Annotated in this window: 16 protein-coding genes and 1 pseudogene; 8 read left to right on the plus strand and 9 right to left on the minus strand. The window is 31.6% G+C overall.

What is annotated here, in order from left to right:
* Positions 1–8: 8 nt before the first annotated feature.
* The 7 genes from CC87_RS00295 to CC87_RS00325 all read left to right on the plus strand — a co-directional run bounded on the left by CC87_RS00295 (position 9) and on the right by CC87_RS00325 (position 5799).
* Entirely contained in the window at positions 9–557 is a 549-nt protein-coding gene (locus CC87_RS00295) for a 4Fe-4S dicluster domain-containing protein (protein ID WP_038054889.1), read from the plus strand.
* A 19-nt stretch (positions 558–576) separates the two neighbouring features.
* Positions 577–1473 (plus strand): CoB--CoM heterodisulfide reductase iron-sulfur subunit B family protein, encoded by an 897-nt coding sequence (locus CC87_RS00300; RefSeq protein WP_038054935.1) that lies wholly within the window; start codon positions 577–579, stop codon positions 1471–1473.
* A 1-nt stretch (position 1474) separates the two neighbouring features.
* Positions 1475–1894, plus strand: coding sequence for a hydrogenase iron-sulfur subunit (locus tag CC87_RS00305; protein ID WP_156955547.1), 420 nt, complete (start codon positions 1475–1477; stop codon positions 1892–1894).
* Complete coding sequence (locus CC87_RS00310) at positions 1887–2864, plus strand: NADH-quinone oxidoreductase subunit B family protein (RefSeq protein ID WP_038054891.1); 978 nt, start codon at positions 1887–1889, stop codon at positions 2862–2864. The genes CC87_RS00305 and CC87_RS00310 overlap by 8 nt, the downstream gene beginning before the upstream one ends.
* 2 nt (positions 2865–2866) lie before the next feature.
* Positions 2867–4333: a Ni/Fe hydrogenase subunit alpha gene (locus tag CC87_RS00315; protein WP_038054894.1), complete on the plus strand. Its 1467-nt coding sequence runs from the start codon at positions 2867–2869 to the stop codon at positions 4331–4333.
* A 43-nt stretch (positions 4334–4376) separates the two neighbouring features.
* Complete coding sequence (locus CC87_RS00320) at positions 4377–4823, plus strand: hydrogenase maturation protease (protein ID WP_038054896.1); 447 nt, start codon at positions 4377–4379, stop codon at positions 4821–4823.
* A 136-nt stretch (positions 4824–4959) separates the two neighbouring features.
* Positions 4960–5799 carry a molybdate ABC transporter substrate-binding protein gene (locus tag CC87_RS00325; protein WP_038054898.1) on the plus strand — a complete coding sequence of 280 codons (840 nt, stop codon included), beginning with the start codon at positions 4960–4962 and terminating at the stop codon, positions 5797–5799.
* A 210-nt stretch (positions 5800–6009) separates the two neighbouring features.
* Here CC87_RS00325 and amrA read toward each other — a convergent pair whose 3' ends face one another.
* The 6 genes from amrA to CC87_RS00355 form a co-directional block, all read right to left on the minus strand.
* Complete coding sequence (gene amrA, locus CC87_RS00330) at positions 6010–6561, minus strand: AmmeMemoRadiSam system protein A (RefSeq protein ID WP_038054899.1); 552 nt, start codon at positions 6559–6561, stop codon at positions 6010–6012.
* A 1-nt stretch (position 6562) separates the two neighbouring features.
* Positions 6563–7363 carry a DsbC family protein gene (locus tag CC87_RS00335; protein ID WP_038054900.1) on the minus strand — a complete coding sequence of 267 codons (801 nt, stop codon included), beginning with the start codon at positions 7361–7363 and terminating at the stop codon, positions 6563–6565.
* 35 nt (positions 7364–7398) lie between these two features.
* Positions 7399–7926, minus strand: a complete 528-nt coding sequence (locus CC87_RS00340; protein ID WP_038054901.1) for a nitroreductase family protein — start codon at positions 7924–7926, stop codon at positions 7399–7401.
* Positions 7892–8602 (minus strand): flavodoxin family protein, encoded by a 711-nt coding sequence (locus CC87_RS00345; RefSeq protein ID WP_038054902.1) that lies wholly within the window; start codon positions 8600–8602, stop codon positions 7892–7894. The genes CC87_RS00340 and CC87_RS00345 overlap by 35 nt, the downstream gene beginning before the upstream one ends.
* A complete protein-coding gene (locus CC87_RS00350) occupies positions 8602–9507 on the minus strand; it encodes a spermine/spermidine synthase domain-containing protein (protein WP_038054903.1) in 906 nt (301 codons plus the stop codon). Before CC87_RS00350 ends, CC87_RS00345 begins: the two co-directional genes overlap by 1 nt.
* Positions 9508–9588: 81 nt before the next feature.
* Positions 9589–10509 (minus strand): DnaJ domain-containing protein, encoded by a 921-nt coding sequence (locus CC87_RS00355; RefSeq protein ID WP_038054905.1) that lies wholly within the window; start codon positions 10507–10509, stop codon positions 9589–9591.
* A gap of 393 nt (positions 10510–10902) precedes the next feature.
* Between CC87_RS00355 and CC87_RS00360 the strand changes: the two genes are divergently transcribed.
* Positions 10903–13515: a plasma-membrane proton-efflux P-type ATPase gene (locus CC87_RS00360; RefSeq protein ID WP_051920353.1), complete on the plus strand. Its 2613-nt coding sequence runs from the start codon at positions 10903–10905 to the stop codon at positions 13513–13515.
* 1 nt (position 13516) lies between these two features.
* On the opposite strand, the gene CC87_RS00365 is transcribed toward CC87_RS00360, so the two are convergent.
* The 3 genes and pseudogenes from CC87_RS00365 to CC87_RS09075 all read right to left on the minus strand — a co-directional run.
* Positions 13517–14071 carry a deoxycytidylate deaminase gene (locus CC87_RS00365; RefSeq protein WP_051920354.1) on the minus strand — a complete coding sequence of 185 codons (555 nt, stop codon included), beginning with the start codon at positions 14069–14071 and terminating at the stop codon, positions 13517–13519.
* Between the two features lie 2 nt (positions 14072–14073).
* Entirely contained in the window at positions 14074–15312 is a 1239-nt protein-coding gene (locus CC87_RS00370) for a serine hydroxymethyltransferase (protein WP_038054907.1), read from the minus strand.
* Positions 15313–15386: 74 nt separating this feature from the next.
* Positions 15387–15853, minus strand: a pseudogene (locus tag CC87_RS09075) (hypothetical protein); the annotation flags it as partial.

The following is a 15853-nucleotide window of genomic DNA, read 5'->3' on the forward strand; positions in this document are numbered from 1 at the left end:
GGGGAACAATGGAATTTGGAAGAGAAACCAATGTAATAAAACTTGATGAAGAGTTTTTTAAAGAATTTGAGACAGAATTGCAAGAAGCAGGTATGTCTATAAATGATTTAAGATCCTGTATTCAATGTGGAAAATGTGCAGGTACATGTCCAATGGCTTTGGCAGGTTTGGAATTTTTTATAAAAAAGATAGTTCATGCAGCAACCTTAGGATTGAAAGAGATCTTCTTAGATGACTCTTCAGTATGGGGATGTCAAAGTTGTAATAGATGTGTAGAGATATGTCCCATGGAAATTAAGCCCTATGAATTAATTCAAGCTATAAGAAGGGTTAGTTTTAGAGAATATGCTATGCCATCTAATACTATAGATGGTTTACAAAATTATTACAAATTAGGACATGCGGTAGTGGTAAAAGGATATGAGAATAGAAGAAAAAAGGTAGGGTTACCAGAGCTTCCTCCAACAACCTTAGGAAATAAAGAAATGAGAAAGAAATTTCAGGAGATGTTAAAGAATACAGTTTTAGCAGAAGTAGCACCATTTCCGCTTGATTAAAAGAAAAGGAGGGATTGAAATGAAAAGAATAGGTTTATTTTTGGGATGCAATATTCCTTTACGAAGACCAGATATAGAATATTCAATGAGATATGTGTTAAATGAATTAGGAGTAGAGATAGTGGAATTAGATGGAGCAACTTGTTGCCCAGCTTTCGGTACAATGCCATCCATAGATTTAGTAGGCTGGTGTGCAGGTTCAGCATGGAATATGGCAATAGCAGAGGAAAAAGGCGTTGATATGATAACAGGATGTGGAAGTTGTTATGGATCTCTAAATGAAGCTAGATATCATATGGAGAAACATCCTGAAATTAAAGAAAAAGTAAACGAGATATTAGGTAAAGTAGGTAAAAAATATAAAGGAGTAGTAAAAATATGGAATTTTTACAATTATATATATGAAGAAATAGGGATAGAAGAGGTAAAGAAAAAAGTAAAGTATCCTTTAAACGATATAATATGTGGAACTCATGTAGGGTGTCATAACTTATGGCCAAGTAAGGCATATTCTACCAATGATGATAATGTTTTTAAACCTACAAGAATAAAAGAAATATGTGAAGCCGTAGGAGGTAAAGCTCCTTGGTATAGCACAATATTGGATTGTTGTGGAATGGGAGCTTTGGGATCATTAGCCAAAGAAAAATCATGGGCATTATGGAGAAGAAAGGTAAATAAAATGATTGAAGAAATAAATCCTGAATTATTTGTAACAGGATGCAGTTCATGCTTATTAAGATATGACAATGATCAAGCTTTGATGAAAAAAGAAGGATTAATAGATTTTGAAATACCAGCAGTACATATAGCACAGTTATTAGCTTTGGTAATGGGAGCAGAACCAGAAAAAGCAGTAGGTTTAGCTGAAGTTCCAATAGATGGAATAATAACAAAAATAAAAGGAGGTAAATAAAATGAGCTGGGAACCTAAGATAATAGTGATTGCCTGTAATTGGTGTACCTATGCAGCAGCAGATCTTGCAGGTAGTTTAAAATATAGTTATCCCTCTACAGCCTATATAGTAAGAGTACCATGTAGTGGTAGGGTGGAACCAGAGTTTATAGTGGAGGCTTTAGTTAATGGAGCTGACGGAGTTTTAATTGGTGGTTGACCTCCTGGAGATTGTCATTACCGGTCTGGTAATTATAAAGCTTCAAGAAGATTTAAATTGTTAAAAAGAATGTTAAAAGAATTAGGAATAGAAGAAGAAAGAGTAAGATTAGAATGGATTTCAGGAAGTGAAGGTAAAAAGTTTGCAGAGGTAATAACAGAAATGGATGCAAAAATTAGACAGCTTGGTCCAAATCCTTTGAAGGAGGCAAAAAATGGCTAAGCCAAAATTAGCATATTATCTGGCTGGAGGATGCGCGGGTTGTGATATAGCATTATTAGATTTAGCAGATTATTTAGTAGATGTATTAAATGCAGTAGAAGTAGTATTTTTTACTCCTTCTTTGGTAGATGTCAAATATAAAGATTTTGAAGCACTACCAGATGGTTCAGTGGATGTAGGATTTTTTTCAGGAAATATAAGAAATAAAGAACATGAACATATAGCAAAATTAATGAGAAAGAAATGCAAGATATTAATAGCATTCGGAATATGTGCCTGTTTAGGAGGAATAAAAGGTTTAGTAAATTTGTATAATAATCAAGAATTGTTAGAAAAAGCGTATAAAGATACATTTAGCACGGATAATCCAGATGGAATATTACCAAGTCCAAAATTTATAATAGATGGAAAATATGAATTAGAATTACCAGAATTGACTGAAGCCAAGACCTTAGATCAGGTAGTAGAAGTTGATTATTATATAGGAGGATGTCCTCCTCATTATAATCACATTAAAAAGGCATTGACAGCTTTATTAGAAGGAGAATTACCACCAAAAGGTAGCTGGATAACTATGGGACATGCTGTATGTGAAGTGTGTCCAAGGAATCCAGTAGGAAGAGGAGAATTAAAAAAACCTGTAAAAGAAGTAAAAAGAGTGATAGAAGGCCAGTTACCAGAAGATATGTGTCTGCTTGAAGCAGGATATTTATGCTTAGGTCCAATAACACTAGGAGATTGTGGAGCAAGTTGTATAAAAGCTAATATACCATGCAGAGGATGTGGAGGTCCTATACCAGGAGTGAAAGACTTTGGATTAAGAGCAATAAGTGCAATAGCCAGTATATTGGAAAATGAAGAGTTAATAGATAAAATAGTAGATCCTATTCATTTATTTTATAGATACAGCTTAGCAGGATCTATGTTGAGAAAAAAAATTAAAAAAGAAACAAAAAATAGGGAGGTTTAAGTATGCAAAAGATAGAATTAAATCCTATGACCAGATTGGAAGGTCATGGGAAAATAAGTATATTTTTAGATGATAAAGGAGATGTAGATAATGTCTTTTTCCAGGCAGTAGAGTTTATGGGATATGAAAAATTTTTGATAGGAATGCCTATAGAAGAAGTTCCAAGAACAGTAAGTACTATATGTGGTGTATGTAGAGCAGTACACTTTATGGCAGCTTTAAAAGCAGCAGATGAAATTTATGGAACAAATCCAACCCCTACTGCTCAAAAATTAAGAGAAATATTATTCCTTGCTCATTATATAGAAGATCATACTGAAATATTATATGCAATGGGATTACCAGATTTTGTATGTGGATTAACAGCTTCACCAGAAGAAAGAAATCTGATAGGATTAATAAGGAAAGTAGGAGTAGATATAGGAAAAGATGTTTTAAAGAAAAGATTTGCAGCAGTAAGAATATTTGAAATGCTTGGAGGTAAACCCAGCCATCCAGTAGCAGGATTACCAGGAGGATGGAGCAAGAGATTAACAGAAGAAGAAAGAAAAGAAATATTAAGGTTGGCTGATGAATGTATAGAGTTAGGAAAATTTACTTTAAAAATATTTAAAGAAGTAATATTAAACAATCCTCAATATGTAGAATTAATGAAAGGAGAGGTGTATAAAGTAATAACTAATTATTTAGGCACAGTGGATGAAGAAGGGAAAATAGTATATTATGACGGTGTTCAGGTATTTATAGATACAGAAGGTAATGAGATAGGAAGATTTCGTGGCAAGGAATATTTGGATTGGATTTCAGAGAGAACCTTAGAATGGAGTTATATTAAAGCACCCTATATAAAGAAATTCGGATGGAAAGGATTTGTAGATGGGAAAGAAACAAGTTTATATAGTGTAGGTCCGCTTGCAAGATTAAATATAGGAAATGGCTATGATACACCTCTTGCTCAGGAAGCCTATGAAGAAATAGTGGAATTTTTTGGAGGAAAGCCGATTCATAATATCTTAGCATATCATTGGGTAAGAGCCATAGAATTATTACACGCAGCAGAAAGAATAAAAAAGATAGCTTCTGATGAAAGTATAACAGATGGAAATGTAAGACAGGAATTAGGTAAAGTATCAGGAGAAGGAGTAGGTATAGTAGAGGCACCAAGAGGGACTTTAATTCATCATTATAAGACAGATGAAAATGGAATAGTAACGGATGCTAATCTTATTGTAGCAACAACGCATAATAAAGGGGCTATTAATATAGCTATAAAAAAAGCAGCAGAAAATTTCATTAAAAAAGGAAAAATAAATGAAGAGATACTTAATTTAGTAGAAATAGCTTATAGACCTTATGACCTTTGTTTAGCCTGTGCTACTCATACTTTGCCTGGAAGATTACCCATTCAAATTGATATTTATAACAAAGATAAAGAATTAATAAAAAGCTTAAGAAATTTTGAAAATTGAAAATGAAAGGGGCCTCAATGCCCCTTTCATTTTTTAAAAAGTTATGAAAAGAGCTATAGTAGTTGGAATAGGTAATCCAAATTTTAGAGACGATGGTGTAGGATTTAAAGTTATAGAGAATTTAAAAGGACTGGTAGATACTGTTTGTTTTCTAAATACAGATCTTAAAGTAATAGATGCTATTTTAAATTATGATATAGCTATAATAGTAGATGGAATAAAAATAGGAACTGAACCTGGTACTGTTATAGAAATTGATCCTGTAAAAAGCTGGAAAAATGTTTATGCCAGTGGAACTCATAGTATAAATATTTTTGAAGTAATTAGAGTAGGATATCAGGTTTTTCCAGAAGAAATGCCTAAGAAAATTAAAATTATAGGTGTAGAAGTAGAAGATGTGGACACCCTTGATAAAGAATGCAGTCCTAAAGTGAAAGAAGCAATCCCAAAAGTTATTCTAAAAATTAAAGAAATTCTAAAATTATCTTAATAAAATGTATATTCCATAATTTTATTAAGATTTTAAAATATAATTAAAAACCCTTAATAATTTTCTTGACTTATTATATTTATTGCAATAATATAATAAGTATAAATAGAAAATTTGTAGAAAAAGAGGTTTAATTATGAAAATAGAACTTCCTGAAATTCCTGTAAATTACAAAGAAGACTTACATAACTTAGAATATCTTAATGAAGCAGATTTGATTCTATTTATGGCTGGAAATCAATTTATGGTAATGGAAGAATTACTTGAGGCTTTTCAAAAAGTTTATCCTGAAGTGAAAAAGATCTTTTATGAGACTTTACCTCCGGGACTTGAGTTAAAACAAATTCTTGCTGGTGGTGCGCGCTTTGGAGATATGGAAATTAGAGTGATGCCAGATATTTATACAGCAGTTAGTGAAGAGGCAATGCAGGAATTAATGAAAAGAGGTCTTATAGAAGACTACTTTATTTATCTTCATAACCGTCTTGTATTAATGGTTCCTAAAGATAATCCAACAAGAATAAAAAATTTAAAAGATCTTACAAGGGATGATGTTAGAATTTCTCAACCAGGACCCCTTGAAGATATAACTCGTTATATTGTGGAGATGTACAGAAAAGCAGGTGGAGAAGAATTAGTTCACCGAATTATGGAGGAAAAAAGAGCAGAAGGGACAACCATTTTTACTTTGGTACATCATAGAGAAACTCCTCTACGTATAGTTAAAGGAACGGTAGATGTAGGACCTGTCTGGGCTACAGAAGTAATTCATGCTCAAAATCAGGGATTGCCTGTTGAGATGGTTGATCTCGGAGAAGAGCTTGATCAAAGAGATAAAGTTAATTATTATATAACAGCTCTTACAAAAGCGCCTCATCAAGAAAATGCTAAAAAATTTTTAGATTTTATTCGCTCTAAAGAGGCACAAAAAATTTATGCTAAATATGGATTTGTTCCTCATTTTCCTATTGATTAGTTTTTTATAAATACTCCAGTTATATTCGAGGGGAGAAAGTCTGAAGTTGTCTGTATTTTGCAAAATTAAGGCCAAAGCACCTTGCTATAACAATAGCTAAAACAATTTTTCTTATACCGGGTAAATCTTCAATAAGAAGATATCCTTCTGCTAAAAAAAAGCTATAATAGATAGCTTAATATCCTTTTTTCTTTTTTTTAATTAAAAGATCTAAGAAAAATCACTCTCCTTAAAGACCTCAGCTGTAAATAGATAGATTTCTGTCTCAGGATCTTTGTAGCAATCAGGATCTAATCCGGCTTTTAAACATACATGTTCCAAAAAAGTCTTTTTGTCCCAACCGTATTCTAAAGGAACCTGAGGAAGTAAAATACCTTTGTAAAAACCTTTTATTATATAAACTCCATGTTTTCCTACTTCAATTTCTTCTACAGACCCTTTTTTAAGAGGAGATAAAACAGAAATTTCAATTTCTATTAAAGGAAGTTCTTCTTTTCTTAAAGGAGGGAAGCGAGGATCTTTAAAAGCTGCAGAAAGAGCCATTTCTTGGATCACTTCATAAAGGGGATAAAGAGGTTCTAAAATACCTATACATCCTCTTAAATGTCCTTCTTTTAAAAGTGTAACAAAAGCACCTCTCTTTTCCCAGAGATGAACATATGCTTCGGGAGGGGTTTCTTTTTTGGGTTTTCCTGCAAAATAGCTTTCCAAAGTTTTTCTAGCCAGTTTTAAACAATAGATTTTTTCTTCATTAGTAAGCATTTTACTTTTGACTCAATTTTTTATTTTCTTTTTTATTAAATTTATTTAAAATATACTTAGGGCTTAAAACACCAGATTTAATTTCTCCATCAGGAAAAACAAAAGTGGGGACAGCATATATTTTAAGATCCTTTAAAATATAATTAAAATTTTTATTAACTTTTTCTTTACCTACATTACACTGATTTGAACTTTCATACTTAGCTAAAAGATCAGAATATCCTTTTTTGTCACAGATAAGAGAAACACAAACTTTGGTAGATCCTGGATGAAGTTTTTCTAAAGGAATTAAAATAACTTTAACTTTTAGCTTACCTTCTTTTACCAATTGATCTACGATTTTTTCAGCTTTGTAACAAAAAGGGCAAAGAGGATCAGTTATTAAGTAAACTACATTAGGAGAATTTCCATAAACCATATCAACTAAGGAATCAAGCTTAGAGAGAACTTCATGATTAGCTATCCGTTTATTGATTTCTTCTAATTTATTTCTGGTTAAATTTTTTTTATTTTTAATATCAATTATGTTTCCAGTTATAATATATTTACCTTTAGAATCTGTATAAATAAGGCCCTTTTTTACTTCTGAAAGTTTTACAATGACTTCACAAAGTCCATGAATAGGAGATTTTTCAATTTTCTCAATTTTTATGCCAGGTAAAAGAGTGTCTAAATTTTTTTGGAAGGTTTTAACACTGGGACAGTTGCCTGAAGAGGTGCTTCCATTTTTGCAAGACATGAGTGTAAATAAAATTATAAATAACCCTATAAATATAAATAAATACCCTTTAAAATTTTTCATACAAATTTTCCTCCATTTTAAATAAATTTTTTTTATTATACCTCTTTTATTAAAAAATGCTTTAAAGTATATCTCTCTGATCTTTCTCTTTGATCCTTAGGATATCCAATAGCAATAAGAGCACACATTTCATATTTTTCCTGAGGAAGTCCCAGGACCTCTTTTACTTTTGACTCATTTTTTAAAATTTCTCCTAACCAGCAGGTTCCAAGCCCAAGGGCATAGGCAGCTAATAACATGTTTTGAATACAGGCACCTGCTGATTGATGATCTTTTATCTGATGATACATAGCATCTTTATTCAAAAATACTCCTATTAAAACAGGAGCATTTTTAACAATTTCGTGGTATTTTGTCAATTCTGCCAATTTTTCTTTTATTTCTTTAGACCAGACTATTACAAATCTCCAAGGCTGATTATTAAGTCCTGAGGGAGCCCAGATTCCAGCTTCTAAAATCTTTAAAATCTTCTCTTTTTCAGGAATTTTATTCTCATATTTTCTAATGCTTCTTCTTCCTAAAATGATTTTAAATACGGCTTCCTGAGATTGTTCTCTTTCCATAGTTCTCCTTTACCTCAAATTGTTTTAATTCTTGAAAAATTTCTTTTCTTATTTCTTCAAGAAGGTTTTTGTCATCTATAAAAGTTAAATTTCTTTTTTCTCCCTTTAAAATAGCTATTAATTTTGCCATTAAAAGGCCAATATTAATAGCATCCATAAGAGCTTTATCATCCCGAATAGCATTTTTACTTTTTAAAGAATAAGCTATGCCCCAGGGAGGTATAATAGCCCCCATAGAAGACATTGTAGTAATTAAATAACCTGTAGTTAATACTGCTCCTTCATCTGCTCCTACAGCAATAGCTCCTACTACTTTTCCTTCCATATAACTTGGTTCTCCATAGGCTACCATATTTTCAAGACAAGTCATTCTATCTATTAAAATTTTTAAAGGACCAGAAGGAGCAAACCAATAAACAGGAGTGGAAAAAATAATACCATCAGCCTGATAAATTTTTTCTAACAAAATTTTGCCATAGTCTTCAAAAATACAGGGAAATTTACAATTAGGATCTTCATTATGAATACAACCTATACAGGGTTTAATTTCTCCATCATAAACGCTTACAAGTTCAATTTTACTTCCTTCTCTTTGAGCCCCTTTTAAAGCAGCTAAAAGAAGCTGAGCTGATCCCCCGTCTTTGTGAGGAGAACCAAGAATTCCCAGAACTTTCATTATCTTAAAACCTCCCTCCAAAATTTGGGAAGTCCAAAAGAGGCTTTATGAACCTCATGAGAATAATAATAAGTATTAGAAATTTCTTTCCACTTAGGAACCTCAGGGTTTGGATAAGGACATCTCATGATATAAGCGTTATCTCCTCCAAAAGAAGGCACATCAGCTCTATAACAGTAAATTTCTTTTTCTGGATAAACTTTTTTAAATACCTGGTAAGTTATTTTTAAAATATTTTGCATAGTAAAAGGAGTTCCACATTGTTGAACAATAATTCCTTTAGGACAAATCTTTAAAAGCATCTGATGAAAATCTACTCCAAAAAGAGGAAGAGATAATTCCTGAGTTATTCCTGTATCACTTATGTCAGGATCTGTAGAGTCTATAATTACCATATCAAAAATTTTATTTTCTTTTATATAATTCTTAACCATTTCATAGGCATCAGCTACAATTAATTTGAGTCTTGGATCCTTGGGATTTTCAGGTAAAAGCTCTGGGAAATGTTCTTCTACAATTTTAGGGATTTTAGGATCTATATCTACAATAGTTACTTCTTCAATCTGGGGATATTTTAAAAGCTCTCTGGCAGCACCATAATCTCCCCCTCCACAAATAAGAACTTTTTTAATACTATTCTCAGGTGAGGCTTGTATAGGTATATGAACCAAAGCTTCATGATAAATAAATTCATCCCTTGTAGTAAATTGCAAGCTGTTATTAATAAATAACATTTTCCCCCAAAAGTTGTTTTCTAAAATAAAAATACTTTGCAATCCAGATTCTGCATAAGTAATAGTTCCTATATAGGAGTAAATATAATCAGTATTTACATATTCACCAAAAAGCACTTTAACACCTTTAGCTTCAGTAGGGAGTGCATCTGCCATTATTTGTTTGACCATCTGAGGACTCCTTATAAATCTTTTTAAAGAATTTATCAAAATTTTAAAACTTATAAAGTATTTTGTCAATAAATAAAGTTTTTAGAGTCCTGATTTTCTTAATTCTTCAATAAGTTTTTTCTGCTCTGAGGTTAATTTATCAGGTATTTTAGGAATTAAAGTTATATATAAATCTCCTCTTTTAGTTTCAGATAAAGGCAATCCCAGGCCTCTTAATCTTAGTTTAGCTCCTGGTTTTGTTAAAGGAGGAACCTTAGCTTTTACTCTTTTCCCATCTACAGTTTCAATTTCTATTTCATCTCCTAAAAGAAAACTGGTAAAAGGTATTTCTTTTTCTATATAAATATTTCCATTTTCTACTTTATAACCAAATTTCGGAATTATTCTTATTCTAAAAAGATATTCTTTGGTTTTTCTACCTGATTTTTTTCTAATTCTTAAAATTTGTCCATCCTGTATACCCTTAGGTATTTTAATTTTTATAGTTTCATAAGTTCCAGGAAGAACAACCTCTTTTTCTCCACCTTTCAAAACTTCTTCTACAGTAAGAGGTAGATCTATTTGTATTGTTTCATAAGTCTCCCCAAAAGGTGAAAATTCTTCTTCTCCTCCAAAATAAGTCCCAAAAAGATTGCTAAAAAGATCTCCTAAATCAAAAATAAAGGTTCTTCCTCCTTTTTTATTTTTTCTACTGAAAAATCCACTTAAATCTATACCAAGATCTTTAAAAACACTTTCAAAATCAAAACCTCTAAAAATATCTTCTGTAGAATATTTCTTTTCAAATTCAGCAGATCCATACATATCATAAAGTCTTCTTTTTTCAGGATCAGATAAAACAGCATAAGCCTCGTTTATTTCTTTAAATTTTTCTTCAGCTTCTTTATTTCCTTTATTTCTATCAGGATGATATTTCATTGCAAGTTTGCGATAAGCTCTTTTTATTTCTTCTTGGGTAGCATTTCTTGGAACTCCTAAAATTTCATAATAATCCTTAGGCATAAAATTACACCTCCTTAATCTGATTGTATTAAAAAAATAATTTCTAAAAAAAGAAAAATCAAGATTTATTTAAAAATTAATATCAAATCAATTAAAAATTTGCTATTTTAAAAAATATTAAATCAAAAATTAATAAAATTGTTAAGTTTATAAGCTTTTTGCAATTTAATAAAAGAAAGAAAATAATTTTTAACATTGACAAAATTTTAAAATAAAAATAATCTTAAAATATAAAATAAAAAATTATAAGAGATAAAAAATGTGTCATAGGGATCTTCTTTTCTGTATTTTTTATTATTTAGGATTTTTAAGCATAGGTGGAGTTTTAGGGGCAGGGATATTTATTATTTGGAAGAGTTTAAAAAACCGAAAAAATAAAAAGAGACCTAAATAATGGAAAATTTTGATATTAAAACTGATATAAAAAAGGGTCTAAGTTCTCAAGAAGTTGAAAATAGACTAAGAAAATTCGGTTTAAATGAAATTCCTGAGAAAGAAGAGCCTCTTTGGCATAGAATTTTTCGCCGTTTTTGGGGTCCTATTCCTTGGATGATAGAAATCGCTGCTGTTTTATCAGTTTTAGTTCAAAAATGGGAAGATTTTACTATTATTACTATTCTACTTTTAGTAAATGCTTTAGTTGATTTTTGGCAAGAAAATAAAGCACTTTCAGCCTTAAAAGTTTTAAAACAAAAGTTAGCTAAGAAAGCTTTAGTATTAAGAGATGGAAAATGGCAAGAAATTGAATCTAAATATCTTGTTCCAGGAGATATTATAAAACTTAAAATAGGAGATATTATACCTACCGATGTAAAACTCTTAGAAGGTGATTTTATTTTAATAGATCAATCAGCTCTTACAGGAGAATCTTTACCTGTAAGTAAAGGTAAAGGAGACACAGCTTACTCTAATTCTATTGTAAAACAGGGAGAAATGATAGCTGTAGTTATTACTACAGGGATGAATACCTATTTTGGAAAAACCGTAAAATTAGTTGTTAAAGCTGAAAAAGAAGAACGATCACATTTTAAAGAAATGGTTATAAAAATAGGAAATTTACTGATTACCATGGCCTTAATTTTGATATTTTTAATGATTTTAGTAGAACTTAAAAGAGGAACTAACTGGATTGAATTAACCAGATTTTCTTTAGTTTTATTAGTAGCTTCTATTCCAGTGGCTTTGCCAGCTGTTCTGACAGTAACTATGGCTATAGGAGCTATATATCTTGCTAAAAAACAGGTTATTGTAAGAAGATTAGCATCTATTGAAGAGCTTGCTGGTATTGATATTTTATGTTGTGATAAAACAGGAACTTTAACCAAAAACCAAATGACTATAGCTACACCTTTTACTATTAAAGACTTTAAATCTGAAGATCTGATGTTTTTTGCAGCCCTTACTTCTAAAGAAGAAAATAAAGATCCTATAGAAACTCCTATCTTTGATTGGCTTAAAGAACACAATTTGTATGAAAAAATAAAAAATTGCATTCAAAAAAGATTTATTCCTTTTGATCCTGTTAGAAAAAGAACAGAGGCTTGGATACAGTGTGGGGAAAAAGAATGGATTGTTACAAAAGGTGCACCTCAGGTAATCTTAAAACTTTGCGAAGCAAAAGAGATTGATCAAAAAGATATTTTAAAAAAAATAGAAGAATTTGCAGAAAATGGATTCAGAACGATTGGTGTTGCTTATAAAAAGCCTGAAGAAAAAACTTTTCATTTTATAGGGCTTATTCCCCTTTTTGATCCTCCCAGAGAGGATTCCAAAAAGGCTATAGAAATGGCTCAAAATTATGGTGTTGAGGTAAAAATGGTAACAGGAGATAACCTTGCTATTGCTAAATATATTGCCAGGATTTTAGGAATAGGAGAAAAAATATATAGTGCAAAAGAACTTAAAGGTGAGACCTATGAAGAATATGCTATTCTTGCTAAAGTAATTAGTAAAGCTTTCCTTAAAGTTGAAAAAAATCTCTCTGAAGAAGAAGCAGAAAAAAAGGCTAAAAAGATCGCAGAATTAGTGGAAAAAGAACTTGAGGAAAAAAAACTTCCAATAGGTATTGTTAAACAGCATGAATCAGAGATTATAAAAATTATTGAAGAAGCAAATGGATTTGCAGAGGTATTTCCAGAGGATAAATATTTTATTGTGGAAAAATTACAAAAAGCAGGACATGTAGTTGGCATGACAGGAGACGGTGTAAATGATGCTCCAGCTTTGAGAAAAGCTGATGCAGGAATAGCTGTTTCAAATGCTACAGATGCAGCCAGAGCAGCAGCTTCTCTTGTTCTCCTTTCTCCAGGATTGATGGTTATTATTAAGGCTATTAGAATAGCCCGTCAAATATTTGGAAGAATGGAAAGCTATACCATTTACAGAATAGCTGAGACTATCAGAATAGCTACCTTTATGGTTCTATCCATTGTAATTTTTAGATTCTATCCTGTTACACCTATTATGATTATAATTTTAGCTCTTCTTAATGATCTTCCCATTCTTACCATTGCTTATGATAATGTAAGCATTTCTAAAAAACCTGTTCGTTGGGATTTGTATGAAATAAGTATCATGTCTTTCTGGCTTGGTATAGCTGGGGTTATTTCATCTTTTACCTTATATGTTTTATTAAAAAAATACTGGAATTTACCTCCAGATTTAATTCAAAGTATTATATTCGCCAAATTAGCAGTTGCAGGACATGGAACAATTTATAATACACGTATAAAAAATTGGTTTTGGAGAAAACCCTGGCCCTCTCCTATTCTTTGGATAGCAACTTTTGGTACCAGGGTTGTTGGGACCTTTATAGCAGTTTATGGCTTTGATTTAGTTACTCCTATAGGTTGGGGATGGGCTTTATTTGTATGGGGTTATGCTATGATTTGGTTTGTTTTTAATGATATAGTAAAAATGGGGGTTTTAAAAATGTATTGGTCTAAAAAATTTTTATTTTCTCCTGAACATTTCACTTGGCTTAAAAAGGAGTTAAACAAAGCTTAGATTATTTAGTGGGAGGAAGCCTTCTTTTTGAAGTAGGGTATGGTAAGATTTCCTGTAAAGCCCTGATAGTTTCTTCTGAAACAGTTATTTGTTTGAAAACTTTAAGCCTTGCTTCCTTTATAGCTTCTTTCCAAAAGGTATCTCTTTCAAAATCTCTACTTTCATAATCATATTCATAATAAACCTCTTTAATTCCAGCAGAGGCAATTAGTTTTAAACATACATAACAGGGAGCTAAAGTGCAATAAATACTTGCTCCTTCTACAGAAATACCAAACCTTGCAGCTTGAGCTATTGCATTAGCCTCAGCATGAGAGGCTCTGCAAAAATTATATTTATCTATATCAGGTATTCCCTTTTCTCTTCTAAAACAATAAGTAGAGCCTCTATCAGTGCAATGCCAAGCACCAGGCATAGGACCATTGTATCCTGTAGCAAGAATTCTTTTATCTTTAACAATTACAGCTCCTGTAGGACGAGAATTACAACCAGAGCGTAAAGCCACAATTTTAGCAATAAGCATAAAATACTCGTGCCAATCAGGTCTATATACCATATTTATTTCCTGTAAAAAGGAAATTTTATACAAATTTCCTTTATTTTTTTTCTTATTTCTCTTTTTAATTTTTCATTTTCTGGATTTTCCAAAACTTCACACATATAATTAGCTACTTCTTCTACCTCTTTTTCTTTTAATCCTCTTGTAGTAATAGCAGGAGTTCCTATTCTAATCCCACTTGTAACTCTGGGGGGACGTGGATCAAAAGGAATAGCATTTTTATTTACTGTTATACCAGCTTCTTCTAAAAGCTTTTCTGCTTCAGCACCTGTTAACCCTTTGATAGAAACATCTACCAAGACTAAGTGATTATCTGTCCCTCCTGAAACAATTCTAAATCCTTTTTCTTTGAAAACTTTGGCTATTACCTGGGCATTTTTTACCACTTGTTGTTGATAGGTTTTAAACTCAGGTTCTAAAGCCTGTTTAAAACAAACAGCTTTGGCTGCAATAATATTCATATGAGGTCCACCTTGAATTCCGGGAAATACCATTTTATTTATAATCTTAGCATATTTTTCTTTACAAAGGATGAAACCACCTCTTGGGCCTCTTAGAGTTTTATGAGTGGTGGAAGTAACAAAATCAGCATAAGGGATAGGTGAGGGATGAATTCCAGCAGCAATTAAACCAGCAATATGTGCCATATCAACCATTAAATAAGCTCCTACTTCTTGTGCAATATTATAAAAAACTTCAAAATCTATTACTCTGGGATAAGCACTTGCTCCAGCTATAATAATTTTAGGTTTATGCTCTAAAGCAAGTCTTCTTACCTCTTCATAATCTATCATTTCAGTATCTTTAGAAACTCCATAATGAACCACTTTATATAATTTCCCTGAAAAATTAACAGGAGAACCATGAGAAAGATGTCCTCCATGAGAGAGATTCATAGAAAGAATAGTATCTCCTGGATTTAAAATCGCAAAATATACAGCCATATTAGCCTGTGTTCCAGAATGAGGCTGGACATTAGCATGTTCTGCTCCAAAAAGAAGTTTAACTCTATTTATAGCTAATTTTTCTACTTCATCTACATATTCACATCCACCATAATATCTTGCTTTAGGATAACCTTCAGCGTATTTGTTCATTAAGGCTGAGCCTTCTGCTTCCATTACAGCAAGAGAAGCCAAATTTTCAGAAGCTATCATTTCAAGTTGATATTCCTGTCTCTCTATTTCTTTTTGAATTAAATTCCATATTTCAGGATCAACAGAAGAAAGTACAGACATAAATACCTCCTATTTTATAATATAAAATTAATTTTATAATTGATTTGAAATTTTTAAAGACTTTCTTTAAAAAATTAAATTTCTTCCACTTTGAAGACGCCGTTAATTTGGGCTTTATTGAAGCGATTTAGATTTTTTTGGATTATAAAGCTCAGGGCTGTTAGGAAGGAGAGTGGTATTTCAAGGAGCCAGAGTTTGGAGGAGGAGAGTGTTGCAGCAATTGGATTTAAGACAGAGAGGGTTAAGAAGAAGTAGAAGGAGTATTTCCAGAATTTTTCACATTTTTGAGGGTTTTTAAGGATAAAGGGTATGGTTAAGAGATCTCTAATAACTTCAAAAGTTCTTTTGAGGTTGTAATGGGATTTTCCATAGAGTCTTGGGCGATCAATAATGGGTATTTCGCAGACATCATTGTTTTTGACACCGAATAAAGCAGGCAGGAAGCGGTGGAATCCATGAGGAATTTGGTATTTTTTGGGAATGGGAGATAGATAGGCTTTTAGAGAACAGCCATTATCTCTGACTTTAAGGCCAGTTATTT

The sequence above is a fragment of the Thermodesulfobacterium hydrogeniphilum genome (assembly GCF_000746255.1).
Taxonomy (GTDB): domain Bacteria; phylum Desulfobacterota; class Thermodesulfobacteria; order Thermodesulfobacteriales; family Thermodesulfobacteriaceae; genus Thermodesulfobacterium; species Thermodesulfobacterium hydrogeniphilum.

Bases quoted from the DNA above. Each gene is read 5' to 3' on its own strand.
- CC87_RS00295 (WP_038054889.1), top strand. From the start codon at position 9: ATGGAATTTGGAAGAGAAACCAATGTAATAAAACTTGATGAAGAGTTT.
- CC87_RS00300 (WP_038054935.1), top strand. From the start codon at position 577: ATGAAAAGAATAGGTTTATTTTTGGGATGCAATATTCCTTTACGAAGA.
- CC87_RS00310 (WP_038054891.1), top strand. From the start codon at position 1,887: ATGGCTAAGCCAAAATTAGCATATTATCTGGCTGGAGGATGCGCGGGT.
- CC87_RS00315 (WP_038054894.1), top strand. From the start codon at position 2,867: ATGCAAAAGATAGAATTAAATCCTATGACCAGATTGGAAGGTCATGGG.
- CC87_RS00320 (WP_038054896.1), top strand. From the start codon at position 4,377: ATGAAAAGAGCTATAGTAGTTGGAATAGGTAATCCAAATTTTAGAGAC.
- CC87_RS00325 (WP_038054898.1), top strand. From the start codon at position 4,960: ATGAAAATAGAACTTCCTGAAATTCCTGTAAATTACAAAGAAGACTTA.
- amrA (WP_038054899.1), bottom strand. From the start codon at position 6,561: ATGCTTACTAATGAAGAAAAAATCTATTGTTTAAAACTGGCTAGAAAA.
- CC87_RS00335 (WP_038054900.1), bottom strand. From the start codon at position 7,363: ATGAAAAATTTTAAAGGGTATTTATTTATATTTATAGGGTTATTTATA.
- CC87_RS00340 (WP_038054901.1), bottom strand. From the start codon at position 7,926: ATGGAAAGAGAACAATCTCAGGAAGCCGTATTTAAAATCATTTTAGGA.
- CC87_RS00345 (WP_038054902.1), bottom strand. From the start codon at position 8,602: ATGAAAGTTCTGGGAATTCTTGGTTCTCCTCACAAAGACGGGGGATCA.
- CC87_RS00350 (WP_038054903.1), bottom strand. From the start codon at position 9,507: ATGGTCAAACAAATAATGGCAGATGCACTCCCTACTGAAGCTAAAGGT.
- CC87_RS00355 (WP_038054905.1), bottom strand. From the start codon at position 10,509: ATGCCTAAGGATTATTATGAAATTTTAGGAGTTCCAAGAAATGCTACC.
- CC87_RS00360 (WP_051920353.1), top strand. From the start codon at position 10,903: ATGGAAAATTTTGATATTAAAACTGATATAAAAAAGGGTCTAAGTTCT.
- CC87_RS00365 (WP_051920354.1), bottom strand. From the start codon at position 14,071: ATGGTATATAGACCTGATTGGCACGAGTATTTTATGCTTATTGCTAAA.
- CC87_RS00370 (WP_038054907.1), bottom strand. From the start codon at position 15,312: ATGTCTGTACTTTCTTCTGTTGATCCTGAAATATGGAATTTAATTCAA.